Origin of the sequence: Thalassomonas sp. M1454, assembly GCF_007097525.1 — a bacterium.
Lineage (GTDB): Bacteria > Pseudomonadota > Gammaproteobacteria > Enterobacterales > Alteromonadaceae > Thalassotalea_A.
Genome location: NZ_VKDD01000008.1, coordinates 37,862 through 64,427, shown reverse-complemented (window position 1 = coordinate 64,427; position 26,566 = coordinate 37,862). Strand labels below are relative to the sequence as shown.

26 protein-coding genes are annotated in these 26,566 nt (G+C 36.9%); 17 read left to right on the top strand and 9 right to left on the bottom strand.

Translation table 11 applies throughout. The features are described 5' to 3' along the window. The first annotated feature begins 84 nt into the window (after positions 1 to 84). From epmB to FNN08_RS14910, 3 genes are read left to right on the top strand one after another with little or no spacing between them, the layout of a single operon-like run. Entirely contained in the window at positions 85 to 1,113 is a 1,029-nt protein-coding gene (gene epmB / locus FNN08_RS14920; protein ID WP_143587208.1) for an EF-P beta-lysylation protein EpmB, read from the top strand. 43 nt (positions 1,114 to 1,156) lie between these two features. Beyond that, positions 1,157 to 1,480, top strand: coding sequence for a hypothetical protein (locus FNN08_RS14915; RefSeq protein ID WP_143587206.1), 324 nt, complete (start codon positions 1,157 to 1,159; stop codon positions 1,478 to 1,480). A gap of 49 nt (positions 1,481 to 1,529) precedes the next feature. Next, on the top strand, positions 1,530 to 2,432 hold the full coding sequence (locus tag FNN08_RS14910) for a transporter (RefSeq protein ID WP_143587204.1): 903 nt from the start codon (positions 1,530 to 1,532) through the stop codon (positions 2,430 to 2,432). 84 nt (positions 2,433 to 2,516) lie between these two features. Here FNN08_RS14910 and FNN08_RS14905 read toward each other — a convergent pair whose 3' ends face one another. From FNN08_RS14905 to FNN08_RS14880, 6 genes are all read right to left on the bottom strand, one after another. After that, the gene (locus tag FNN08_RS14905) at positions 2,517 to 3,005 is read right to left on the bottom strand and encodes a DUF3016 domain-containing protein (protein WP_143587202.1); all 489 of its coding nucleotides are present in this window, start codon (positions 3,003 to 3,005) and stop codon (positions 2,517 to 2,519) included. A 96-nt stretch (positions 3,006 to 3,101) separates the two neighbouring features. Then, complete coding sequence (locus tag FNN08_RS14900; protein WP_143587200.1) at positions 3,102 to 3,641, bottom strand: DUF4136 domain-containing protein; 540 nt, start codon at positions 3,639 to 3,641, stop codon at positions 3,102 to 3,104. Between the two features lie 125 nt (positions 3,642 to 3,766). Then, positions 3,767 to 4,345: a DUF4202 domain-containing protein gene (locus tag FNN08_RS14895; RefSeq protein ID WP_143587198.1), complete on the bottom strand. Its 579-nt coding sequence runs from the start codon at positions 4,343 to 4,345 to the stop codon at positions 3,767 to 3,769. A gap of 436 nt (positions 4,346 to 4,781) precedes the next feature. Further along, positions 4,782 to 6,434, bottom strand: a complete 1,653-nt coding sequence (gene groL / locus FNN08_RS14890) for a chaperonin GroEL (protein WP_143587196.1) — start codon at positions 6,432 to 6,434, stop codon at positions 4,782 to 4,784. A 105-nt stretch (positions 6,435 to 6,539) separates the two neighbouring features. Further along, positions 6,540 to 6,830, bottom strand: a complete 291-nt coding sequence (locus FNN08_RS14885) for a co-chaperone GroES (protein ID WP_143587194.1) — start codon at positions 6,828 to 6,830, stop codon at positions 6,540 to 6,542. Between the two features lie 128 nt (positions 6,831 to 6,958). Then, on the bottom strand, positions 6,959 to 7,447 hold the full coding sequence (locus FNN08_RS14880; RefSeq protein WP_143587192.1) for an FxsA family protein: 489 nt from the start codon (positions 7,445 to 7,447) through the stop codon (positions 6,959 to 6,961). 164 nt (positions 7,448 to 7,611) lie between these two features. Here FNN08_RS14880 and cutA point away from each other — a divergent pair, with 164 nt between their 5' ends. The 7 genes from cutA to FNN08_RS14845 all read left to right on the top strand — a co-directional run bounded on the left by cutA (position 7,612) and on the right by FNN08_RS14845 (position 13,581). Next, on the top strand, positions 7,612 to 7,926 hold the full coding sequence (gene cutA, locus FNN08_RS14875) for a divalent-cation tolerance protein CutA (RefSeq protein ID WP_143587190.1): 315 nt from the start codon (positions 7,612 to 7,614) through the stop codon (positions 7,924 to 7,926). A gap of 3 nt (positions 7,927 to 7,929) precedes the next feature. After that, a complete protein-coding gene (locus FNN08_RS14870) occupies positions 7,930 to 9,759 on the top strand; it encodes a protein-disulfide reductase DsbD (protein ID WP_143587188.1) in 1,830 nt (609 codons plus the stop codon). A gap of 267 nt (positions 9,760 to 10,026) precedes the next feature. Continuing rightward, positions 10,027 to 10,476, top strand: coding sequence for a type II 3-dehydroquinate dehydratase (aroQ, locus tag FNN08_RS14865; RefSeq protein WP_143587186.1), 450 nt, complete (start codon positions 10,027 to 10,029; stop codon positions 10,474 to 10,476). A 28-nt stretch (positions 10,477 to 10,504) separates the two neighbouring features. Beyond that, the gene (gene accB, locus FNN08_RS14860; RefSeq protein ID WP_143587184.1) at positions 10,505 to 10,963 is read left to right on the top strand and encodes an acetyl-CoA carboxylase biotin carboxyl carrier protein; all 459 of its coding nucleotides are present in this window, start codon (positions 10,505 to 10,507) and stop codon (positions 10,961 to 10,963) included. A 23-nt stretch (positions 10,964 to 10,986) separates the two neighbouring features. Continuing rightward, the gene (gene accC, locus FNN08_RS14855) at positions 10,987 to 12,333 is read left to right on the top strand and encodes an acetyl-CoA carboxylase biotin carboxylase subunit (RefSeq protein ID WP_143587182.1); all 1,347 of its coding nucleotides are present in this window, start codon (positions 10,987 to 10,989) and stop codon (positions 12,331 to 12,333) included. A 165-nt stretch (positions 12,334 to 12,498) separates the two neighbouring features. Continuing rightward, entirely contained in the window at positions 12,499 to 12,657 is a 159-nt protein-coding gene (locus FNN08_RS14850) for an oxidoreductase-like domain-containing protein (protein WP_143587180.1), read from the top strand. A 177-nt stretch (positions 12,658 to 12,834) separates the two neighbouring features. Continuing rightward, positions 12,835 to 13,581, top strand: a complete 747-nt coding sequence (locus FNN08_RS14845) for a PEP-CTERM sorting domain-containing protein (protein ID WP_143587179.1) — start codon at positions 12,835 to 12,837, stop codon at positions 13,579 to 13,581. Between the two features lie 65 nt (positions 13,582 to 13,646). On the opposite strand, the gene FNN08_RS14840 is transcribed toward FNN08_RS14845, so the two are convergent. The 3 genes from FNN08_RS14840 to FNN08_RS14830 form a co-directional block, all read right to left on the bottom strand. Continuing rightward, a complete protein-coding gene (locus tag FNN08_RS14840; RefSeq protein WP_143587176.1) occupies positions 13,647 to 15,440 on the bottom strand; it encodes a S8 family serine peptidase in 1,794 nt (597 codons plus the stop codon). Continuing rightward, positions 15,419 to 17,767, bottom strand: a complete 2,349-nt coding sequence (locus tag FNN08_RS14835) for a S8 family serine peptidase (protein WP_143587174.1) — start codon at positions 17,765 to 17,767, stop codon at positions 15,419 to 15,421. Before FNN08_RS14835 ends, FNN08_RS14840 begins: the two co-directional genes overlap by 22 nt. Positions 17,768 to 18,307: 540 nt before the next feature. Beyond that, a complete protein-coding gene (locus FNN08_RS14830; protein ID WP_143587172.1) occupies positions 18,308 to 19,495 on the bottom strand; it encodes a multidrug effflux MFS transporter in 1,188 nt (395 codons plus the stop codon). Positions 19,496 to 19,646: 151 nt separating this feature from the next. On the opposite strand from FNN08_RS14830, the gene FNN08_RS14825 reads away from it, so the two are divergent. The 7 genes from FNN08_RS14825 (at position 19,647) to FNN08_RS14795 (ending at position 26,564) form a co-directional block, all read left to right on the top strand. Continuing rightward, entirely contained in the window at positions 19,647 to 20,471 is an 825-nt protein-coding gene (locus tag FNN08_RS14825; RefSeq protein ID WP_143587170.1) for an MOSC domain-containing protein, read from the top strand. Positions 20,472 to 20,549: 78 nt separating this feature from the next. Beyond that, entirely contained in the window at positions 20,550 to 21,134 is a 585-nt protein-coding gene (locus FNN08_RS14820) for an anthranilate synthase component II (RefSeq protein WP_143587168.1), read from the top strand. A gap of 63 nt (positions 21,135 to 21,197) precedes the next feature. Next, a complete protein-coding gene (locus FNN08_RS14815) occupies positions 21,198 to 21,554 on the top strand; it encodes a PilZ domain-containing protein (RefSeq protein WP_143587166.1) in 357 nt (118 codons plus the stop codon). A gap of 261 nt (positions 21,555 to 21,815) precedes the next feature. Next, a complete protein-coding gene (locus FNN08_RS14810; RefSeq protein WP_143587164.1) occupies positions 21,816 to 23,033 on the top strand; it encodes an aspartate aminotransferase family protein in 1,218 nt (405 codons plus the stop codon). A 33-nt stretch (positions 23,034 to 23,066) separates the two neighbouring features. Next, a complete protein-coding gene (gene astA, locus FNN08_RS14805; protein ID WP_143587162.1) occupies positions 23,067 to 24,083 on the top strand; it encodes an arginine N-succinyltransferase in 1,017 nt (338 codons plus the stop codon). Positions 24,084 to 24,109: 26 nt separating this feature from the next. Then, a complete protein-coding gene (gene astD, locus FNN08_RS14800; protein WP_143587161.1) occupies positions 24,110 to 25,579 on the top strand; it encodes a succinylglutamate-semialdehyde dehydrogenase in 1,470 nt (489 codons plus the stop codon). A 190-nt stretch (positions 25,580 to 25,769) separates the two neighbouring features. Next, complete coding sequence (locus tag FNN08_RS14795; protein WP_143587159.1) at positions 25,770 to 26,564, top strand: DUF1338 domain-containing protein; 795 nt, start codon at positions 25,770 to 25,772, stop codon at positions 26,562 to 26,564. The last annotated feature ends 2 nt before the right edge of the window (positions 26,565 to 26,566 follow it).

Here is a 26,566-nt window from a genome sequence, read left to right as displayed (position 1 = left end):
CTTATGTATTAGTGAGCGCTTATGTATTAATATTCGTTTATAGATTCGTAAGTACGAAAAACGATAGTAAGCAGAGATTAATTAATGTCGCAAATAATAACCCAAATTGAAGATGATTTGCACTGTTCTTGGCAAAATTCTTGGCAAAAAGAACTTGCTAATGTAGTTACAGACCCAAAAGAATTGCTGTCTCTGTTAGATATCGATAGCAAAACATACGAGCAACATTTTAATGCTCGCAAGCTTTTCCCTGTACGTGTACCTAAACCTTTCATCGCAAAAATGAAACAAGGCGATATAAATGACCCTCTGCTTGCACAAGTAATGCCTTTAAATTCAGAGTTTGAACAAACTGTAGGCTACTCTAGCGACCCGTTAGAAGAACACGAAACAGTTGCAGAAGGTTTACTGCATAAATACAAGCATCGTGTGCTAATGATTGTAAAATCAGGTTGTGCGGTAAATTGCCGGTATTGCTTTCGTCGTCATTTTCCTTATGAAGATAACAGCCCAAATAAAATAAGGTGGCAACAAGCGCTAAATTACATAGCGCAGCATAGTGAGATAAATGAAGTTATTTTTAGTGGCGGCGACCCTTTGATGGCTAATGATGAGCACTTAGCATGGCTTGTTGCTCAGCTAGAACAAATCCCCCACCTACAGCGGTTAAGAATTCATACTCGCTTGCCAGTAGTTATCCCACAGCGTATTACTAAAAGTTTATGCGATACGCTAAATAACACTCGATTGAAGTCGGTAATGGTATTTCATATTAATCATCCAAACGAAATTGATGACAGCTTTATACAAGCAACAGAGCTTTTGAAAAAAGCTAAGATCCCATTATTAAATCAAAGTGTTTTACTAAGAGGTATCAATGATGATGCACAAACATTATGTTTATTATCTGAAAAGTTATTTGATAATGGCATTCAACCTTATTACATACATGTATTAGATAAGGTATTGGGAGCAGCTCATTTTGATGTAAGCGAAGACAGAGCAAAGCAAATTGCTAAGCAAATGATGTCAACCTTACCCGGCTTTTTAATGCCCAAGTTTGTTAGAGAAAATGCGGGTGAGGCTAACAAAACACCACTTAATTTGGCATAATAACGACATATTTCGTTATTTTAACCTTAGATAGACAAAACTTATGACTAAAAATGTTGAACAACAACTTATTGATAATATTTCTAAATTATTAAAGCGCTCAATTGTTGCCGATAGCGCATTACTTGAAATGCGCCAGCATAAAGCAGGTAACTTTAGTGCTATTTTTCCTAAAGATTCAGTATTTACCTGCAGTGCAAATACATTCCAACCTTATATTGCCGAAGTGGCAGATGACTTAATGGCATGGCAAAAAACCTTAGATAACCAGCTTTTAGCACCTATAGTCAAAAAAATTGAGCAGCTTTATAAAGTATTAACTGAATTTGAAAGCCATTACGAAAATAACACTCCTCAAAATAGTTAAAAATATGTTTAAATGTAAATAGAGTTTAAATACATTTCAGGGTACAGCCTTGCTGAAAAACATAATAAAAACTATTTACTTAACATGCGCACTTCTACCTTTCACCTTAACAGCGCAAGAGCTTGACCCAAGATCATACGTTGATTTGCCAACAGGGCAGAATTTTTTGGGTGCTTTATACGTTTATACCGATGGTGATGTTTATACATCACCAGAAGTTCCCATTGAAAACCTAAACCTTCAAATTCATGGCCCGGCATTAGCTTATGCTAGAACATTTTCATTGTTTGGTAACTCAACTAAGTTTGATATTAACCAAGGGCAGGCATGCGCAGATGGTGATGCAATTTTACAAGGTGAGTATATTGAGCGCAGTTTTTGTGGTCTAACAGATACCCGTATTCGCTTGAACTACAACTTTTATGGCGCAAAAGCAAAAAGCTTAGCTGAATATGTAAAACAACCAAAAGGTATAGTGGTAGGTACTAGCCTACAAGTTAGTATTCCAACAGGAGAGTATGAAAAGCAATACGTGTTTAATGTTGGTGCTAATCGATGGTTTGTAAAGCCTGAAATTGGTATGTCGATCCCACATGGTCCTTGGGAGCTTGATTTATCCGCTTCGGTTAAAATTTTCTCCGATAATGATGATTATCTGTATACCCAAACATTAAAGCAAGACAACATTTATAATATTCAATCTCATTTGATCTACGATATATCTCCAGGTCAATGGATAGCACTCAATGCCAATTATTTTTGGGGTGGTGATACCCATGTTGATGGCGTACAAAAATCTAATAAAGCAGGAAACTATAGAGCAGGAATTACATATTCTTTAGCTTTATCAAGCCAACATAGCATTAAGTTTTTAGCCAATACTGGGGTTACCACCAAACGCGGTAATGATTCTGATGTATTTGCTATTGCATGGGCGTATCGCTGGCAGTAAAGCTATTTCAGGACGGGACACTAAAAAATAAAAAGCCTAATGCATAACATTAGGCTTCAGGTTTATTGATTTTTTAGAAATAACTTAATCTTGTTTAAAAGTGTCTTTAAACCAGTCTTCTATCATCTCTTTTTCATAATAAAAACTTTCACTATTATGATGAATGCTACTCATATTAAAGCCCATATCTTTAATATTTTCGTCACCAGCTTGAATTACTTCACCGTTTTCAGTTAATTGATAACTGAACTTCATGCGGGGAAAGTACAAATCGGTAATAACTCGCATACTTTGATTGTTTGGGCCAACCATATACTTAATATCACCAGCAAGGTCTATATCGGTTACTTTAAGCTTTAATACTTGATTATCAGGTAATGTTGCCGCTAATTCAGTAAAGTAACCTGTAAAGTCTTTCAATACACGCTCTTGAAAGGCTTTTTTACCACCATTGGCTACTTTTATATCTCGATAATTTTCAGGCTCAAACCACTCGATATCAACCGTTGCAGCCTGTGCTTGAGCAATACACGATACAGCGAAAACAATAGGTACTAACAATAATTTTTTCATCACAACCTCTTTTACAACTTATGGATGCTAACTTACTAAGTATAAAATACGACCGATACTTGCTTAAAAAAGTTTCTTTAATTGTGTAATTGTTTGTTATGGCTTGTTAATAAATTGATTAAACGTAGCGCTCACAATATTTTGAATTCGTAACTGACGTTCATCGTCATTTTGCTCATCTAAAATAAAGCCTTGCGCTGCAGACTTCCAAACAAATTGTTTAGACTGACCATCAAGAACAAATACCAGTAAGGTACCTTTGTCTAGTTCAGGCAAATGCGGTAAACCAGGGTTAAGCCCAAAAGACTCAACAAGCTGATCATCACTCATGTCCTCTTCAGATTCCAAAACATAGCCGATATAAAATGTTGGGTTTTGATCAGGTGTAACTTGCTTAAATGAGTTGGCAGCCATAAATTGCTCTATCGCTTCAGTCATTGCAGGATAGCGAGCACCATGTTCAGTTACTTGTAATGGGGTAAAAGCAAACGTTGAATTTTCATCTAATTCGATGTCTCTTTCAAAACTACTTGAAATGACTAATTGGCTATCAGACACTGGCGCTTCTTCAACGGTTACACAAGCTGAAACAGCAAGCAATGCAGTAAAAATAGTTATTATGCGGATGGCTTTCATTATTACTCCAAAAAATATTATTTTATTAACAATAAATGTTATTAACTGTCAGTTTACATCAGATGTTTATAAAAACTGTTATAAAGTGTAGCCAAACAAAATATAATTAAAACTGTAATGATAACTTAAGATAAAGCGGTAGTTATTAGTGTTTTACTACCCTCATCAAAGTTAAGTTTTAATGCTGCAGCATGAGCTTTCTCAGACATTTTTCGCCAAGTTTTTTGTAAGATTCTAATTACTTTTTCATCTGTGTGCTTGGCAGCAAAATCGGCAAAGTAAAATTCCAAAAATACTAAACAAACAACATCTTCTAAAGTCTGAGAATCTGCATCTTTCTTAATATCTGCTTTTAATATCAAGCGCTGAACTTCATTAATTACATCATTTTCAAGGTGAGGTAATATTTCTGCAGCCTTATTAGCATGAAACTTGTTCAACTCTCGGCGCCATGTTAAATATCCTGCGCGGTTCATTTCATAGCTATTACGCGGGATTTGCCAACGGCAAATATGCTGACATCTAGCGGCGACTTGTAATGCCTGTCCGGCTTCAGGATAAAAACTATTAAGGGTATTAGTCATGCGCAAGCTATAAAGTAGCTCTTTTGGGTATTCCTCACCTTGGCAAAGCTCAACATTTGGGTCTTCACTATTAGCTTTATCTATTAATTTAAATGAATGTGTTAATTTATCGATTGTCATATTATTTGATTTATAAGGAAATATAGTAAAACAGTAGCGAATCAAAAGCATAGATTCAAGCTAGCTTTGGTAATACATTATTCTGTATTTGATATATAAAACAAAAAACCTGCCGAAGCAGGTTTTTACTATTCAATACTAGGTGTGCAAAGTGTATTTTTTTGCGCAGGATAAATCATGTTAGAGCAAGGCTCTTTACAACGACGTTTAGTATTTCTTAAACGAGTTGTAAAGTAACGCAGCTATCCATATTTAAAACAGCTCTAAAACAAAAAACCTGCCGGAGCAGGTTTTTAATATTCGATACTAGATGTGCAAAGTGTATTTTTTTGCGCAGGATAAATCACGTTAGAGCAAGGCACTTTACAACGACGTTTAGTGTTTCTTAAACGAGTTGTAAAGTAACGCAGCTATAACTGATTTAGACCAGCAAAAATTACATCATACCGCCCATGCCACCCATACCACCCATGCCACCCATATCAGGCATTGCAGGAGCTACAGCAGCTTCTTGAGGAGTGTCAGTAATCATTGCTTCAGTAGTAAGCATTAAACCAGCAACTGATGCTGCAAATTGTAATGCGCTACGAGTTACTTTAGTTGGATCTAAGATACCCATCTCTAACATATCACCGTAAACACTTGTACCAGCGTTGTAACCATAGTTACCTTCGCCATTGCGTACTGCGTTTAATACAACAGAGGCTTCATCACCACAGTTTGTTACGATTTGACGAAGAGGCGCTTCCATCGCACGTAGTGCAACGTTAATACCGTGAGTTTGATCTTCGTTTGCGCCTTGTAAGTTTTTAATCTTATCAGCAACACGAACTAATGCAGTACCACCACCGGCAACAACACCTTCTTCAACGGCTGCACGAGTTGCATGTAATGCATCTTCAACGCGAGCTTTTTTCTCTTTCATTTCAACTTCAGTTGCTGCACCAATCTTAATTACGGCAACACCACCAGCAAGTTTCGCTAAACGCTCTTGTAGTTTTTCTTTATCGTAGTCAGAAGATGAGTCTTCAATTTGACCGCGAATTTGTGCAACGCGAGCTTTAATTTCAGCGTCTTCTCCAATACCGTCAATAATGGTTGAGTTGTCTTTAGAAATCACAACACGTTTAGCTTGACCAAGATCTTCTAATGTCGCTTTTTCAAGCTCCATGCCGATTTCTTCAGAGATAACAGTACCAGCAGTTAATGTTGCGATGTCTTGTAACATTGCTTTACGGCGGTCACCAAAACCTGGTGCTTTAACAGCGGCAACTTTAACGATACCACGCATGTTGTTTACAACTAATGTAGCTAATGCTTCACCTTCAACGTCTTCAGCAATAATTAGTAATGGCTTACCTGCTTTAGCAACGCCTTCAAGGGTAGTGAGTAATTCACGAATGTTAGAGATTTTCTTATCAACTAATAAGATGAATGGATTTTCTAATTCAACTGTGCCGTTTTCTTGGTTATTAATAAAGTAAGGAGATAAGTAGCCACGGTCAAACTGCATACCTTCAACAACGTCTAGCTCATCTGTAAGTGCTTGACCTTCTTCAACAGTGATAACACCTTCAGTACCAACTTTATCCATCGCTGTTGCGATAATTTCACCAACAGTGCTATCAGAGTTAGCTGAGATAGTACCTACTTGCTCAATCGCTTTGTTATCAGCACATGCTTGCGATAATTCTTTAAGCTCAGCAACTGCAGCAACTACAGCTTGGTCAATACCACGCTTAAGATCCATTGGGTTCATACCTGCAGCAATTGATTTTAAACCTTCGTTAACAATCGCTTGTGCTAAAACTGTTGCAGTAGTAGTACCGTCACCAGCTTCATCGTTGGCTTTAGAAGCAACTTCTTTAACCATTTGTGCGCCCATGTTTTCAAACTTATCAGCAAGTTCGATTTCTTTAGCAACACTTACACCATCTTTAGTGATTGTTGGACCGCCGAAGCTTTTGTCTAAAACAACGTTACGACCTTTAGGCCCTAAAGTAACTTTTACCGCGTCAGCTAAAACATTTACACCACGTAGCATTTTTGCACGTGCGTCATTACCAAATAATACGTCTTTTGCAGCCATTTTATTTATTCCTATAGATTTGTTTTCAGTGCAATTAAGCAATGATTTTTAATTTGTGCTCTATGTCGCTATTTGATGGAAATAGCGACATGAAAATATTTTTGATTATTCAACGATCGCTAAGATGTCTGATTCACTAAGAATTAGTACTTCTTCGCCGTCAATTTTTTCAGTTTTCATGCCGTAGCCTTCACTGAAAATTACTTGATCGCCAATTTTTACGTCTAATGCGCGTACTTCACCGTTTTCAAGAATACGGCCATTACCTACAGCGATAACTTCGCCGCGTGTTGATTTTTCAGCGGCACTGCCAGTTAACACTATTCCGCCTGCAGATTTTGATTCAACTGCTTTGCGTTTAATAATTACACGATCGTGTAAAGGACGAATGCTCATAAATATCTCCAGATATGTATAAAATGATTAATTAATTATTTTGTTAGTAAACAAATGGGGATTAAATTTTATCTCTCAAGGGTAAAGATAAAAAATATCCCCAATTGCTAGTTTTTGTGTGTGAGTTGTTACTCTTTGCGTTCAAACTCACCATCTATAGTGTGTTTGTCGTGGCTAACCTTTGGTTCATCAAATGAACTTTGTTGATGAAATGAATGGCTAGTAAATTGTCCTTCAAACACATTACCACGGCGACTTTGTGCCACAACAAAATGCTTCTGTAACATTTTTACTATTTTTGCACGTGATACCGGCCAAAGCAGAAGTAAGCCAAAACCATCGGTAATAAAGCCTGGAGTAAGTAACATAACGCCTGCAACCAGTAGTAATAAGGCGGCAACAATTTCATCTGAAGGTAGTTCACCTTGATTCAATTTGCCTTGTACTGATTGGAATGTCGCTAAACCTTGTTGTCTTACCATTGCTGCGCCCGCCCAGGCAGTAAGAATAACTAGGGCTATGGTCGGCAATACACCAAAGATTGAGCCAACTTTCATTAGTACCATGATTTCCACAATAGGCATTGCAATAAACAGTAAAAAAAGTACTTTAAACATAAATAGTCCAAATTAAAGCGTAAGCTTTTATTTAATTGATGAAACATATATTGGGCTTGTCGGGTCTATTTCAACCTTGGCGAAAGATTTACCTCTATTTAATAACATAATAATGCAATATAGTTATTTATTAAGGTGTATCCAATTAAGCTTTTAGGAATATTATGCATCAAGTAGTAATAACAAATTGCCCAAATGATGAAGTAGCGCAAAACATTGCGAAAAAGTTAGTTACTAAGCGACTAGCTGCTTGTGTTAATATAATGCCCAACATAACATCGGTATATGAATGGCAAGGCGAACTTCAACAAGACAGCGAAGTGATGCTTATTATAAAAACTAAATCGTCATTATTTACAGAATTAAAACAACATATTGAACAACTGCATCCGTATGATGTTGCAGAAATAATTGCTTTGGATATCCAGCAAGGTAATGAATTATATTTAAACTGGATAACTAATACGGTGAAAGATTAACTTATGCGCAAAATATTTAGCTTTATATTACTAACCTTTGCTTTATTTAGCTCAGTAGCAACTCATGCACAAGATGCTATTTTTGATAGCTCTTTAGATTCATTATTTAGTAACGACAATGAATTTTTGCCTGTTGAACAAGCATTTCAATTTGATTTTAATCAGAATAAAGACCAAGTAGAGGTTTATTTTGCTATTGCTGATGGCTACTACCTTTATAAAGAAAAATTAGTTATTAAAACTAATGGTGCTGAACATACGCAACCAAATTTACCACAAGGTAAGGAGCACGAAGACGAGTATTTTGGTATTCAAGAAGTTTATTACAAGCAATTGAAATTCACAGTTCCTGTGGCGAGTATTAGTAAAAATGCCGAGCTGACCATAGCTTACCAAGGCTGTGCAGAAAAAGGCTTATGTTACCCTCCAACTAAAAAATCTATCCCGCTTTCACAACTAAGTTCCGATAACTCAACTGCTGGGGCTATATTAGGTGCTATCTCTGCAGAGCCTAAAGCTCCAACAACGGCTAACAGTAATGAGCCTTTAGCTGATATAAGCCAACAAAACGAGCTTGCAGCTATGCTTGATGGCAGCAGTTTATTTTGGACCTTGATATCATTTTTTGGTTTAGGTGTTTTACTTTCTTTCACTCCATGTGTGTTTCCAATGTACCCTATTTTAACTGGTATCATAGTTGGCCAAGGGGACAAACTCACCACCCGTAAAGCATTTATATTATCTATGTCTTATGTACAGGGCATGGCAATTACATACACAGCGTTAGGTGTAGTAGTAGCTTTAGCTGGTGCTCAATTTCAAGCAGCATTCCAACACCCTGCAATTTTAATCTTTCTAAGTGTTTTGTTTATCTTTTTAGCTTTATCTATGTTTGGCGTGTTTAATTTAGCGCTGCCATCAAGTTGGCAAAGCAAACTATCAAACTTAAGCAATAGCCAAAAAGGCGGTTCTATAGTTTCTGTATTTATTATGGGTGCAATATCTGGCTTAGTAGCTTCTCCTTGTACAACAGCACCTCTAACAGGTGCACTACTTTACATAGCCCAAACAGGCGATATTGTTATTGGTGCATCGGCATTATACGTTCTTAGTTTAGGTATGGGGCTACCATTATTAGCACTTGGTAGTTCAGGTGGTAAATTATTACCTAAAGCGGGTAACTGGATGAATGTTATCAAGAACATCTTCGGTTTCTTATTATTAGCCGTACCAGTTTTCTTATTAGAGCGCTTTATACCTGAAATAGCAGCCAATTTATTATGGTCTGCGTTATTATTGGCGACGGCAACATACTTCTACGTGGTAAACAACGATAACCGTCAATCGCCAGGCACTATTTGGTATGGTGTTCGATCTTTGATTATATTTTTGATGATGTTTTTTGGCGCTAATTTTGCCTACAACACGGTTTTTGGAACCCCTGCGACGCAGCAAAGCCAAGCACATCAAGAATTCATTCATGTGGGGACTTTGCAAGAGTTAAACCAAGAAATAGCTAAAGCTAATAATGATGGAAAAACGGTAATGCTCGACCTATACGCTGATTGGTGTATAGCCTGTAAAGAGTTTGAGAAATATACATTCCCAAAAGCTAGTGTACAAAAAGCATTAGCTAACACAGTGTTAATTCAAATTGATTTAACGGACTCTGGTTCAGACGAAAGCGTTGAGATCATGTCGCATTTTGATGTTTTCGGTTTACCTTCTATTTTATTCTTTGATCTATCAGGACAAGAGCTAAGTCAAAATCGAGTTACTGGCTTTATGGGTGCGCAAGAGTTCACCGATCATATTAATAAATTGTTTAATTAGCTATTAAGTAGAACAATAAACAAGCAAACACTTGTTTTAATTTTTTAAAGAAAGGGGCTTAGCCCCTTTTTCATTCCCATTTCTTGAAAACTTTGAATACAACTTCACTGATTAGACCAGTATTTTACTGCTAATGTCTGCGAAAATGACTATAATGTGCTCGAATTTGAAAAAACATGTGATTTTTTTGTACAGTAGCATATCGGCTCAACAAAGATTGTGTGATAATAAAATCAATAATAATGATTTCAAAGGATTTGGCTACAGATGACGACAAAGTTTAAAGTTTTAGTGTTAAATGGCCCTAATTTAAATATGTTAGGCAAACGTGAACCTGAAATATATGGCTCACAATCATTAACAGATATAATTACAACATTAAAAGCTAAAGCTAATTCTTTAGACATAGATATTGATCATCTGCAATCAAATGCAGAACATGAATTAATTGAAAAGATCCACCAAGCATATAAAAAAATAGACTTTATAATTATCAATCCGGCTGCATTTACTCATACCAGTGTAGCTTTAAGAGATGCATTACTTACCGTAAACATTCCTTTTATTGAAGTTCATTTGTCTAATGTGCATAAACGTGAAGCTTTTCGCCAGCATTCTTACCTTTCAGATATAGCTGAAGGGGTAATTTGCGGTTTAGGAGCAAAAGGCTATGAGTATGCCTTAGAGTCTGCTGCTAAAACGCTTGAACAAAAATAAATAATATAAACATTACTAAGGTGTAATAATGGATATTCGTAAAATCAAAAAACTTATCGAACTTGTTGAAGAGTCAGGCATCAATGAGCTAGAGATCTCTGAAGGCGAAGAGTCGGTTCGAATCAGTCGTGGTCAAGCAACAGCAGCAGCTCCTGTAACTTATGCAGCAGCACCTGCTCCAGCGGCGGCTCCAGCAGCACCTGCTCCAGCTGCAGCTCCGGCAGCAGATACTTCAGCGCCAGCACAAATCTCTGGTCACGTAGTTCGCTCTCCAATGGTTGGAACTTTCTACGCAGCAGCATCTCCTGAATCGCCAGTATTCGCTGAAGTTGGTCAACATGTAAATGCTGGTGATACTTTATGTATTATCGAAGCAATGAAAATGATGAACCAAATTGAAGCTGACAAATCTGGTGTTATTAAACAAATTCTTGCTAGCAATGAAGACACTATTGAATTTGACCAACCGCTATTCGTAATTGAATAAGCCTAATAGAAAAGGTTAATTCCATGTTAAAGAAAGTAGTTATCGCCAACCGTGGCGAAATTGCATTACGTATTTTACGTGCATGTAAAGAGCTAGGTGTTAAAACCGTAGCTGTTCACTCTACTGCCGACAAAAACCTTAAACACGTTTTATTAGCAGACGAAACTATTTGTATTGGTAAAGCATCAGCTCTAGACAGCTATTTAAACATTCCTCGTTTAATTACTGCTGCTGAAGTAACGGATGCCGATGCAATTCATCCTGGTTACGGATTTTTAGCTGAAAATGCTGATTTTGCCGAGCAAGTAGAAGATTCTGGTTTTGCATTTATTGGTCCTTTAGCGGAAAGTATCCGCTTAATGGGTGATAAGGTTTCTGCTATTGCAGCAATGAAAGAAGCTGGTGTTCCTTGTGTTCCCGGTTCAGATGGCCCTCTTACAGATGACGATGCAGCAAACATTGCTCATGGTCGCCGTATTGGTTACCCAGTAATCATCAAAGCATCTGGTGGTGGTGGTGGTCGTGGTATGCGTGTAGTGCGTGAAGAAAGCGACTTACTTGAAGCCATTCAGTTAACTAAATCTGAAGCTAAAAGTACATTCAATAATGATATGGTTTACATGGAGAAATTCCTTGAAAACCCACGTCATGTTGAAATCCAAGTACTTGCCGATGGTCAAGGCTCAGCAATCCATTTAGCAGAGCGTGATTGTTCAATGCAACGTCGTCACCAAAAAGTAGTTGAAGAAGCACCTGCCCCAGGCATTAGTGAAGAACTTCGAGCTGAAATTGGTCAGCGCTGTTGTAATGCTTGTAATAAAATCAATTACCGTGGTGCAGGTACTTTTGAATTCTTATTTGAAAACGGTGAATTCTACTTCATCGAAATGAATACACGTATTCAGGTAGAGCATCCAGTAACAGAAATGATAACTGGCGTTGATTTAATCAAAGAGCAACTACGTGTTGCTGCAGGTATGAAACTAACGATCAAGCAAGAAGACATTAAAGTAACTGGTCATGCAATTGAATGTCGTATTAATGCTGAAGATCCTCGCACATTTATCCCTTCACCGGGTAAAATCACTCGCTTCCACCCAGCTGGTGGTATGGGCGTACGTTGGGACTCTCACATTTACACTGATTACTCAGTACCGCCTCATTACGATTCAATGATCGGCAAACTAATAACTTACGGTGAAACTCGTGACGTTGCTATCGCACGTATGAAAAACGCTTTAGATGAGTTAGTTATTGACGGCATCAAAACAAATATTGCTTTGCAAGAAGACATTATGAATGATTCAGGTTTTGTGAAAGGTGGTGCAAATATTCACTACCTTGAAAAGAAACTTGCTGAAATCGAATAAAGTAACAAAGCACTAGTCTCGTCATCCTGAACTTGGTTCAGATCTTAATCAAACCCTGCAAATGCAGGGTTTTTTATTGCCAATTTGATTTGATAGTAAATTCACTTTTCTATTAATTTACATTTAAGATAAAATTGAATAAACAGTACTTAATAGACTATCGTTATGACCGAATTATTAGAAAAACCGACCCAACCTGGCAATGGCGAATGTTGCGAAAGCGGCGCGTGTAACCCATGTGTTTGGGATCATTACTATGCCGAACTACAAAAATGGCGAATTCAACAAAGTGAAATAAAAGCCAAAGAGCAAGGTCAAGAATAAACCTTAAAATTTGTCAGAAATTTTTACACATTTCATTATCAACATACCTATAAAAGCAATGTTTTCTGCTAAGTATTTGTATTAATATAAATTAATAATAATGGTCCACTTTATGCTTATTAAATATCAAACTCTATTGCTCGCTGCTTAGGTTATATTTTCAATAAGGATTTAGTTATGGTTAACTTTTTAAGATTAAAAGCATTGTTGGTTGCTGGTATATTTTCAGTTGCATCGTTTAATGCACATAGTAATTTTTTAGAAAACTGTGATGGTTTTTCACAAGAAAATTGGGTTTGCTTTGATACATTTAATTGGACTCATACCGAAGGGGATGATGATAGCGGTGTTCCACAGCTTGTAATAGCGGCTTCACAACATAGTGATGGGTTTAGCTTACATTTTAATGTAGGAGAAGGTGAAAAACTTGGCGCTTTAGGTTTTGAATTTGAAGATACTTATGTTGATCTATTCCAAGATGAGAGTTCTTGGGGTGTGTTCGATCATTTAGATGCGAGTTTAAACCTCAACGATGATGGTACTCCCCTTGCAGATTATTCATTCCTTACTGATTCTACAGGTAGTACTAATGAAAACTTTAATGGTTTAAAAATAGATGGAGAACAAGTTAATTGGGATGTTCTTTTTGCATTTGAAACTGATTCCAATAATGTTATAAAACTCACTTTTCATAACGATGATTTTTCGTTAGATAAACTTTCTGGCTTTTATTTCGGTCTACGTGCTCAAGCAACTGGAGATGATAACGAAAACAGCTTTAAAGGGTATGCAACAGGCGAAGAAATATTTACGCCACAATGTGTTGAACCATGTGTTCCTGATGTTCCTGAGCCGAATAGTTTATTAATTTTTGGACTAGCATTATTTGGATTAGCACTCGCTAGGAAAAGATTTACTCATTAATTATTAAAAAATAAAGCCCTGAATAATCAGGGCTTTTTAATATCGACTAATTTGTTATTTAGATATTAACGACGTTTTTTACCTTTATTACCCTTAGTACTTGTAACAACATTAACACTATATGTTTCTTGTGCACTATTTCCTGCTGCATCATATGCCTTAGTCACAATTTGGTGGCTACCTGCATTAACCTTTCGTACATTCCAGCTATAGTCTAAAACCCCTGAAGATGTCTGCGATTTAAGCTGCCCATCAATAAATAGTTCTGTTTTTATCACACCTTTATTATCTGTAGCACGAACATTGAATGTTGTATTTGAACTAATAGAGCTTCCATCAACAAAGTTGGTTATAGTTACTGTTGGCGCCTGCGTATCTGCTGGCTCAGGCTCAGGAGTATTATCAAAATATATCCAATGGATACCACTACTGCCGATATTATTTTCGGCATCAAAGGCTTTTGCTTCAATAGCAACCTCTTGATTTACATGGCTAGAGCTATCATAAACAAATGAAAATGGTGCTGAATTATCTGTTCCTATTAAAGTGCCTTCTATATATAGCTCCACTTTATTAACACCAACATTGTCAGTTGCAGATACTAAAATTTCAATCGTTGCATTATTGGAGCTATTTTCAACTGGTGAAGTAACCGTCGCTACTGGTGCTACCTGATCTACCTCAGGTGCATCGATAACAGATGTAAGCGCACTGAAAGCATCGATACGTCCATGACCATAAAATTTAGAGTAGCTAGTTCCACTTACTGTTTTATCTGCGCTACTTTCAAGTAACTCCTCTAACTGTCTATTTGTTAATTGCGGATATTTAGCTTTCATCAAGGCTAAAACTGCAGCAGTAACCGGAGCTGAAAAAGAAGTGCCATTTGCTTGTGAATAACCGCCAGATTTATGGGTGGTATAAATGCTAGAACCCGGAGCGGCTACGTCAATACAATTACCATAATTAGACCAACTAGTTTTATTATCATCAGAACCAGTAGCTGAAACAGTTATTATTACGGCATTATCTGAGCAATTTAGTTCAGCTCCACTATTACCAGCAGAAGCTACGACCAAACCACCTTGATTATAGAAGCTTTGAGCTGCACTAGTGACCGTAAAGCTATGCGATACTTGATAACTGATATTCACTATATCAGCACCATTATCTGCCGCCCAAGCAATACCTTGTGCTATGTCACTTGCGTAGGCGTATCCATCACTCGCATTTGATATTTTTACGGGCAATATCTTACTATTCCAAGCAATTGATGTTACGCCAATGTTATTGTTACTTATTGCGGCAATAACTCCAGCAACTAAAGTTCCATGCCCTGAACTATCACTAGTATCGGTATTATTACTTACCGTATTATAACCTGTGAGTAAATTTGCAGATAAATCTGCATGCGGGTAAATACCAGAATCCAACACAGCGACAACAATGCCTTCGCCTTTAGATATATCCCAAGCTTTAGACATATTAATTTTTGATAAATGCCATGCATCACTATACCTTGGGTCATTAGGTATTACTTCACTTACAGGCACTAACTCATTAAGTTCTGCAAACTCAATATTAGGGTTTTTAGATAGAGCATTTACAATGCCCCGCTCTGCATTTTCAGGTACTGTTATTAAGTGAATATTGCTATCTTTAAGCTGAATTCTTTTCTTTTTTTTAGCTGTATGTTTCTCTAAAATCAACTCTAATTGTGCATCGCTAACTCCTGCTTTAGTTGCTATTAATAATTCCCCTTTAGCATAGGAATTTTTCGCAAAAACCTGCCCTGAGAATATTGTTGGTAAAAGTAATCCTAGCGTTAGTTTTATAATTATTTTCTTATCTTTGAACACTTTATTGCTCCTCCTAATATAAGTAATAAGATCAAGTAATAAAGCGAACCACCTGTAGAGCCTTCTTGTTGCTCTGTAACGGTTTCATTTTCCGTAATTTGATTATTATCTAAATCATTTTCATTTGTAGTATCCGTTTCAGTGCTACTTTCAGTATTAGCAGTATCATCTTCAGTAGTGTCATTATTCTGTAACGGATCATCAGAACTATCTTCAGTTGGAATAACTTCAGGCTCTTCTGGTACACTAACTTCTTGTTCTTCCTCAGGTATAATTACTTCTGGCTGTTCTGGAACATCATCCGGTTTTTCGGGGGAAGTAATGTCAGGTTCTGTTTTGGAAGGATCATTAGGGAATGCATCGGCATTATCACCAACACCATCTAAGTCACTATCTTGCCATTCCTTAACATCATTTGGGAATGCATCGGCGTTATCACCAACACCATCTAAGTCACTGTCTTGCCATTCCTTAACATCATTTGGGAATGTATCGGCGTTATCACCAACACCATCTAAGTCGCTGTCTTGCCATTCCTTAACATCATTTGGGAATGCATCGGCGTTATCACCAACACCATCTAAGTCACTGTCTTGCCATTCCTTAACATCATTTGGGAATGCATCGGCGTTATCACCAACACCATCTAAGTCACTGTCTTGCCATTCCTTAACATCATTTGGGAATGCATCGGCGTTATCACCAACACCATCTAAGTCGCTGTCATTCCATTCGGCAGGATCGTTTGGGAAGTCATCTTCACTGTCAACAACGCCATCTTTATCTGTATCCGGTTCAATAATATCAAGGTTAATTATGAGCGTATCCGACTGGCTGTAATTTCCTGCACTATCAAAAGCAACTGAGTATAGGCTTAAATCTTGATGGTCAAGGTAGTTTGCTATTTCGACATAAAACTCATATGGTTCCTGTCTTTCGGTGCCAATTAGCCCACCGTTTATAAACAGTTCAACCCTCTCGATTTCTGTTTCATCTTGGGCATTGACTGCTACAATGAAGTCTTCAGAATGAATGCTATCTTGGGTTGGCGAGGTAATGTTCACTGAAGGTGCCAATTGATCGATCACTTGATCACCTGCTAAAGAGGTTAATGCAGCGTTAGCATCAATTCGGCCATATCCAAATCGAATTGAATAATCTCCATTATGAACTGATTTATTTGCACTTTGTTTTAACGTTGTTTCTATGTCGGTGATCGATGCGCTCGGTTTCGCTGCTTTCATTAATGCTATGACCGCAGAAGTTATTGGTGCAGAAAAGGAGGTGCCACTAGCTTTGCTATAGCCACCTGATTTATGAGTCGTATAAATACTCACCCCGGGCGCGGAAATATCAATGCATTTACCATAATCCGAAAAGCTAGCTAAATTATCATTTTGATCGGTAGCCGAAACTACAATTAAACTAGTTTTAGCACTACAAGAAAGTTCTTTACCACCATTGCCCGCAGATATAACAACCAGTCCACCTTTGCTGCGAAAGTAATCCGCAGCTGTTGCAACAGTGCTACTGCTATGAACGTCATAACTTAAGTTAGCAACATCTGCCCCATTATCTGCAGCCCAGGTTAAACCCGCAGCTATATGACTTGAAAAAGCATAGCCATCAGATGCATTTGAGATCCTAACAGGTAATATTTTGGCATCCCAAGCAATTGAAGTGACACCTAAATTATTGTTACTCAATGCAGATATTGTGCCTGCTACTAGCGTACCGTGCCCATTTAGATCGCTAGTATCAGAATTGTTACTGACGACATTACGGCCAGCTAAAACTTGGCCAGTTAAATCTTCATGACTAGGATCCACACCTGCGTCTAACACAGCAACAACGATATCTTTACCTTTAGATTTTTCCCAAGCTTGGGGCATGTTTATTTGGGCTAAATGCCAAGCTGATGCATATCTTGTATCATTTGCTGTGACATTGGAATTGGCGCCGATATCTAATTCAGCAAAATCGATTAAAGGACTGGCATTAAGTAAATTAACAATTTCAACCTCTTGACCTATTGGTGTTTCAAGTAATTGAATATTTAATTTTGAAAACTTTTTCTTAGTGTTTAAATTAAGACTTTTAAGGAGCTTGTGTAGTTTTTTATCTGACACTCCCGACTTAGCTTTAACTAAAACTTGGCTATCTTGCCATTGCTTTTTTGCAAACGAGGGGGCACTAAAAATTACTAGAAATAGACTAAAACTAATAAGGATAGGTAAAAGTTTAAATTCAACTGCATTTAAACAGCCAAATCTATGATTGCTAATATAATGTCTTAGCAACCGGGGTACTCTGATAACACTCAACATTTCAGACTCCACTGTCGTGAAGTCTACAACACGCCTTAACGCAATAGATTGTCTTTTTTATTATTATGTTTAACTTAAAGGTTAACACGCAAAAAATACTGACAGCTCTGCAAAACAAGGACAAGTATCGTAGACTTATGATTATTAATAAATTAACTACTTATACAATTTGATTAAAATCGAATACGCTCTTTATCTAAGTTACAAAACCCATCTTTTTGAAGTGTTAAACCGAATTTCCTCTTCTAACATCTATCATAAAGACTGGTTCTTATTATTCTTCTATGGAGCCTAATGTATGCTTAAACACTGGCTTTGGTCAAATTTACAGTACACTTTTTAACCACAAGTTAACCATATAAAAACAACTTACAAATCTAAAATGTTAATAAATAGTTAATTTAAAACGGTTTATTTTTGTACAATTTGGAAAAAAATATTTTCAACTTTTTTGTAACCGAAGTAGATTATTTAAGGAAAATAAGCCCAATTATTCAAAATAGAGCTTTATAGAGAGTTTTACGATAAGAGAATTAAAAGCTAATGTTTAGCTGTTATGTTTGAATATTGGCAAAGACCAACCAATACAATTGCGGTCAACATTAACAGGGTAAATGGCATAGCAGTTCCATTATGAAAAGCGGCTAAGATCGGGCCAGCTAACGCGCCAATACCAAATCGAAGTGTTCCAATAACAGCAGTAGCTGTACCACTTTGCTGTTTAAATTGAATTAAAATTAATGCATCAGCATTTACCGCTATTAGTGACATACTTCCCATCACCGGCAAAATAGTGATAACAGTCCAAAAGAGGCTCATCTCTAGAGCGTTAACACTAACAAGTAAGATTGCAGAGGTAAATGCGCAATAAAAACCATATTTAAGCATATGCGGTGAACCATAGCGAACGACATAGCGACTGTTAATGAATTGCGCTGTCATTAATGCAACAACATTTATGCCAAATAAAAAGCTAAATACAAATTCAGTCGTCTCATAAATAACAAGATATACAAACGGAATTGCAGTTAAGTAACTAAAAAAGCTTAATGAAACTAGCATCGAGGTCAGAATGTTCTTTTGTGCCGACTTTTCCAGTAACACAGTTTTATAGCTAGCTAAAATAGATAGTTCACTTTTATTACTCGTTTGAGTTTCAGGAAGGTACTTAATAGCAAATAGTAAAATTACAAATGCATAGCCAAAAAGAAAGTAGAACATTGATTGCCAGCTATCTATGTACATAATAAAGCTGCCTATAGTAGGGGCAAGCATAGGGGCAAACATCATGATCATACTTACATAAGACATACCCTTAGCGGTATTTTTCCCGTAAACCTCTCTAATTATGCCAGGAACAACGACAGTAGCAGCACTGCCAAGAAAGGCTTGAATACCTCTTAAAATAATAAATTCATTAATTGAAGCTGAAAAAGGAATGTAGAGTGAGACTAAAGCAAAACCAGATAAACCTAAAATAGCCAAACGCCTGCGACCTAATTTATCTGCAAGAGGGCCAAAAATTAACATACCTAATGCGTACCCACCTAGGTAAACACTTAATGAGTTTTGTACTGCTGCAATAGTAGTGTCATATTGCTCTGCAATAATAGGCATAGCAGGTAAATATAAATCGATTGCCAAAGGTGTTATCGCTACAATAGAGGCCAGTAAAGGTAATAACCACATAATGGTTAAAGCAGTTTTTGTATTAGAACTGGAGGACATTGCTATCGGTCACCAAAAAGTTGGCACATCGAGTAAGTGATGTGGGAGCTTGTTTGTTTTATTATTAAAATGCATTATAGCGTATTCACTAACAACTTTGATAAATTCATTTAGCAATGATGGGTTTATTAATATTTTCAAGTAACTTTATATGGCACATATATCTGCATTATCAATTTACCCAATTAAATCCACTAGTGGCATCCAATTGTCTACCTCGATGGTAAAAGAAAGAGGTTTAGAATTTGACCGTAGTTTTGTCATTACCGATTTACAAGGAAAGTTTATAACCGGTCGAACGAAAGCGAAATTAGTTTTAGTAAACTTACAACGTATTGCCAATGGTTATTTAGTCACAGCGCCTAAAATGGATGACTTAGTGATAAATTTTGCTGATTTTTCAAAGCAACATCATTCGGTACAAGTATGGAATGATTCTATTTTGGCGCAACATTGCAGCGTGAATATCGATGAATGGTTCAGCAAATATTTAAATACACAGTGTCAGTTACACTATTTCGGCAATGAAGCACAGCGTTATATTTCTGGCTTTGAGCAACAAGTCAGTTTTGCCGATGGTTATCCAATACTTCTAATTTCCCAAGCCTCACTAGATGATTTAAATAGTAAGTCAACAAGTCACACCGAGATGGCACAATTTAGGCCCAATATAGTAATACAAGATTGCAGCGCATTTGCCGAAGATAATTGGTCAAAAATTAAAATTGGCGAAGTTGAGTTTATTTTACCTAAACATTGCAGTCGTTGTATTTTTACCACTGTCGATGCACACAATGGTAAACGTCATGCAAACAAAGAACCTTTGGCTACTCTGGAGAAATATCGCCTAGCTGATGATGGTGAAATTTATTTCGGACAAAACTTGATACCATTAAATCATGGTAAAATTCAAATAGGTGACAAAGTTGAAGTTTTAGAAAGTAACAATTCTATTAGCTTTATTGCGTTAAAATAGTTAATGCTTAACTTTAAGCTTTAATCGCATCAGTTAAAATGAAATAATTGCCACCTCTGTGTAAGCTAGGTTTCTCCCATGTTATTAATGATAGATAATTACGATTCTTTTACGTTTAATTTAGTCCACTATTTCCAGCACTTAGGACAGGATGTAAAAGTAGTACGTAATGACGAAATAACTATAGAGCAAATAAATGAATTAAAGCCCCAATATATAGTTATCTCTCCAGGGCCCTGTGATCCAGATAGTGCGGGTATATCACTAAATGTAGTGCAAAGCTTTGCTGGCAAAATTCCTTTACTAGGCGTTTGTTTAGGACATCAATGTATCGCTCAACACTTTGGCGCAAACATTCAAAAAGCCAAACAAGTCATGCATGGTAAAACATCATTAATTAATCACAACAATAAACGATTATTCGATGGGCTTAATTTGCCTTTACAGGTAACTCGATATCATTCATTAACTGTCCAAGCATCATCATTACCTAACAACTTAGAGGTTAGCGCCTGGACTGAAACAGAAAATGGTAAGATTGATGAGATAATGGCGATTGAACATAAGACCTTACCTATACTCGGCGTACAATTTCATCCTGAGTCAGTCTTAACGGAACAAGGACATCAATTGCTTAATAACTTTTTGACATTAACGGCTTAAATCGTTAGTTTTATTATATAAGCCGAATAGATACCACAATAATAAAAAACCAAAAGGATTGGTATGTCGCTTGAAAGACGATTTCACCCAAGATTTGATATAGACTTACCAATAACCATATCATTCGATAATGACGATATCGTTCTTGCAGGTAATGCGCTTAATATATCTTTATCTGGCCTACAGGTAGAAGTAGGGAAAAACGTTACTGACTCCATCCTCAAGCATTGCCCACACCCTCCTGAGTTCTATATTTCGATTAAAACTGAACAACTAATTCTTGAAAAAATTAAGCTGCGTATGATTATTAATCGACGTATTTCCCAACAAAAATTTCAACTAGGCTTAAAATTTATTAGCCCATCGAATGAGCATTTAAATACGTTAAATGCCTTTATCCAATCCTGTAAAACTCGCTAAAAAACTTTATCTGTGCAAGTAAGAAATAACGACTACAATTTGTAACCAAAGGTAAAAAAACGTAAGTAATAGTTATGCACTTATACTGAATAAAACTCAGCAACCCCTTATTTTTACTGGCTTTCAGGCATTCCAACTAAAGACAATTACTTACTTTTCTGACATAATATCGCCATATTTTAAGTAAACCTATACAGAAATAGTTGTTTCATTAGTAAATGAGTAACAACCATAAAGATAAAATTTTAGAGGATTTGTGCAATGACAGAACAAAATTCAGTAAATCGAGAATTATTTGATCAAGTAATGGTGCCTAACTATGCACCTTCGTCAGTTATCCCTGTTCGCGGAAAAGGTTCTCGAGTTTGGGATCAAAATGAAAATGAATATATCGATTTTGCTGGAGGTATTGCGGTTAATTGTTTAGGTCATTGTCACCCTGCTCTTGTAGGGGCATTACAGTCTCAAAGTGAAAAGATTTGGCATTTATCAAATGTAATGACCAATGAACCAGCACTTCGTTTAGCTAAAAAGTTAGTTGATGCAACATTTGCTGAAAAAGTTTACTTCGCCAATTCTGGTGCTGAGTCTAATGAGGCAGCATTAAAGTTAGCTCGTCGTTGGGCATTAGATGTTCATGGTAGCAATAAAACTCAAATCATTGCATTTAAACAAGGCTTCCACGGTCGTACATTCTTCACCGTAACTGTTGGTGGTCAAGCAGCTTACTCTGATGGTTTCGGTCCAAAACCTGGCGATATAGTACATGCCGAATACAATAATTTAGAATCAGTAAAAGCACTTATTTCTGATAAAACATGTGCTGTAGTTATGGAGCCTTTACAAGGCGAAGGCGGAATTGTTTCTCCTACTCAAGAATTTGCTCAAGGTGTAAGAGAGCTTTGTGATCAACACAATGCATTATTAGTATTTGATGAAGTGCAAACAGGTGTTGGTCGTTTAGGTGAGTTATACGCTTACATGGGTTTAAATGTAACTCCTGATATCTTAACTACTGCTAAAGCACTTGGCGGTGGTTTCCCTATTGGTGCAATGATCACGACAACAGAAATAGCAAAGCATTTAAAAATTGGTACCCATGGTAGTACATACGGTGGTAACCCATTAGCTTGTGCTGTTGCTGAGGCAGCATTTGACACAGTGAATACTCCAGAAGTTTTAAATGGTGTTAAAGCCAAAGAAAAACTATTCAAAGATGGCTTAAATGCAATTAATGCTAAATACAAAGTATTTAGTGAAATTCGTGGCCAAGGCCTGCTTATTGGTGCGGTATTAACCGATGCTTACCAAGGACGAGCAAAAGACTTTCTAAATGCGGCAATGGCTGAAGGCTTAATGTCTTTAGTTGCTGGTGCAAGCATTGTGCGCTTTGCCCCATCTTTGGTAATTGAAGATGCTGATATTGCTGAAGGTTTAGCTCGCTTTGAAAAAGCTGTCGCTAAATTAGCTCAAGCTTAATTACTTCTTTAGCTAATAACTACGAGAATTTTTATGATTATAATTCGTCCGATCAGAAGCAGCGATTACGATGCCCTACATCATATCGCTGTTGAATCAGGCCATGGTTTTACTTCACTGCCAGTTAATGAAGGATTACTTACAAGTCGTATTAACCGTGCAACATCTTCTTTTCATAAACAAGAAGATGTTAATGGTGATGAAGGCTATTTATTTGTGATGGAAGACAGTGAGACTGGCGAAGTAGTTGGCACAAGTGGCATCGAAGCCGCAGTAGGATTACACGATGCATTTTATCACTATCATGTAGGTAAAGTTGTACATTCTTCGCGAGAATTAAATGTTTACAACACAGTCGAAACTCTTTCTTTAAATAATGATTACACTGGCGCAAGTGAACTTTGTACTTTGTATCTTGATGCTAAATATAGAATCAACAATAACGGACGATTTTTATCAAAATGTCGTTTCTTGTTTATGGCCGAACATCAAGAGCGCTTCAATCATACTGTGATTGCAGAGATGCGTGGTGTATCAGATGAAAATGGCAATTCACCTTTTTGGCAGTGGTTAGAAGAGCACTTCTTCTCAATGGACTTCCCTACCGCAGATTATCTTTCGGGTATTGGGAAAAAAGAATTTATCGCTGAATTAATGCCTAAGTACCCTATTTATGTCAGTTTACTTAGTAAAGAAGCGCAAGCAGTGATAGGTAAAGTACATGAAAATACTCTTCCCGCATTACGACTTTTAGAAAGAGAAGGCTTTGTCAGCAGAGGCTATGTTGATATTTTTGACGGCGGGCCTACTGTTGAAGCTGAATTAAAATCTATTAAAACTATCCGCAACTCAATGCGATTACAGGTTGATATAGCTGAAGTTAATAGCACGCAAAAGTTCATGATATGTAATACCAAAATATCAGAGTTTAGAGCCGTACATATGCCAATTGATGTAAATGAGACCAATCAAGTAGCACGTATAGATCAAAAAACAGCCGATGCCTTGCAAGTAAAAGCAGGTGACTGGGTCCGCGTTGGCGCACATTAATATCAGCAAATGATATAGAGGTAAAAATGACAAATTTAGTAAATTTTATTAATGGACAATGGCAAGCAGGTTTAGGTAAAGAGATGTCTTCTCTAAACCCTGCCCTTAACCAAGTTATCTGGCAAGGTAATGCTGCAACAGAAGCTCAGGTGAATTTAGCCATAGATAGCGCTCGTAATGCCTTTGAAGATTGGGCTTTACAATCAGTTGAACAACGTATTGAAGTTATTTCACGCTTTGCTGAGCAACTAAAAGAAAACTCAGAAGAAATGGCAGTAGCAATTGCACAAGAAACTGGTAAACCGCTTTGGGAAACTCGTACCGAAGCAGGAGCAATGGTTGCAAAAATTAATATTTCCATTAAAGCATACAATGAGCGTACTGGAACTGTAGAAAACCCTATGCCAGGAGCTAAAGCATTTATTCGCCACAAGCCGCATGGCGTAGTGGCTATATTTGGTCCATATAATTTCCCGGGCCACTTACCTAATGGTCACATAGTACCGGCATTAATAGCGGGTAATACAGTGGTATTTAAGCCATCAGAATTAACCCCTATGGTTGCCGAGCTAACTTTAAAGCTTTGGGAGAAAGCAGGTTTACCAGCCGGTGTTATCAACTTGGTTCAAGGGGAAGTTGAGACTGGTAAAGCATTAGCAAGTAACGATGAAATTGATGGTTTATTTTTTACTGGTAGTTCAACTACTGGCAAATTATTGCATCAACAATTCTCGGGCCAACCAGGTAAGATTTTAGCATTAGAGATGGGCGGTAATAACCCACTAATAGTTAAAGATGTAAGCGATATAGATGCTGTAGTACACGACATTATTCAATCTGCATTTATTTCTACAGGCCAGCGCTGTACCTGTGCAAGACGTTTATTTATTGAAACGGGTGCTCAAGGCGATGAAATTATTGCGCGCTTAGTTAAAGCAACAAAAGCGATTAAAATTGGTCATTACAATGATGTAGAGCAACCATTTATTGGTTCAATGATCTCGGCAAAAGCAGCTAGTGGACTAGTTTCAGCTTACCAGCAACTATTAGATATGGGCGCAACCAGTCTAGTTGAAATGCAACAAACTGATACTACCACAGGCTTTATTACTCCTGGTATTGTTGATGTTACATCTACAGCTGCTATCCCTGATGAAGAGCACTTCGGTCCATTATTAAAAGTGTACCGCTATGATGATTTTGATGCTGCAATAAAAGAAGCTAACAATACTAGTTTTGGCTTATCAGCAGGTTTATTAACTGATAGCGAAGATTTATATAACCACTTTTTCATAAAAATCAGAGCAGGCATTGTTAACTGGAATAAGCCGATAACAGGCGCGAGCAGTGCAGCACCATTTGGTGGTATTGGTGACAGTGGTAATCATCGAGCTAGCGCGTTTTATGCTGCTGATTATTGTGCATTTCCTGTTGCATCAGTTGAAGCTGAGAAAGTATCACTGCCGGCAACATTAAGCCCTGGATTATCACTTTAACAAAAGTAATGATGAGAGCACATAACCGCATAATAAACGCTAGGGTTCGCCCTAGCTTTTTTAAGAGCATTGACCAAATTTAAATTTTCGGCGAACGGGAAGGCTTCCTTTCGTCTGAAATTATCATTTCTAAGAAACGCCCCTTTTCGCCTTTAATAAAATATTTTTTAAATAATTTTAGGGAACGTTCATGACAGCAAAAATTACCGAGTTATTCGACAATATTTGGCAACAATATATTGCAGTTACACCATCAGCACAAAAAGTTCATCAGTTACTTGGATCAGGTGATGATCTAATTAATGACCATGTTGCTTATAGAACATTTAATTTAGAAAAAATTAACTTAGATAAACTTGCCGCACATTTAACTAAGCTAGGTTACAAGGAATGTGGTAATTATCACTTTGAAGCAAAAAAATTAGTCGCTAAGCATTTTGAGCATGAAAATACCGAATTACCTAAAGTATTTATTAGCGAGTTATTAGTGGAAGAGTTTTCTTTGCAAGTTCAAGAAATTATTAAACGACTTGTTGCCGAAATAGATAGCGAAAATGTCGCTAAAGATAATTTCCTTTATTCTGGTCGTCATTGGCAATTAACTAGCTCTGAGTACAAAACACTACTAAATGAAAGTGAGTACGCCGCTTGGTTAGCTGCCTGGGGTTTCAGAGCAAACCATTTCACTGTAAGCATTAATCATTTACAGAACTTTGATTGCATTCATAGTGTAAATGAAAGCATTAAAGATGCTGGTTTTATTCTTAACGCATCTGGTGGGGAAGTTAAAGGCGATGAAACCGTTAAGCTAGAGCAATCTTCAACAATGGCAGATACATCAACTGTTGAATTTAGTGATATAAACTTGGATATACCAAGTTGCTTTTACGAATTTGCTAAACGCTACCCTATGGATTGTGGCAATTTATATACAGGGTTTGTTGCCGCATCTGCTGATAAAATATTTGAAAGTACTAACAGTTAAAT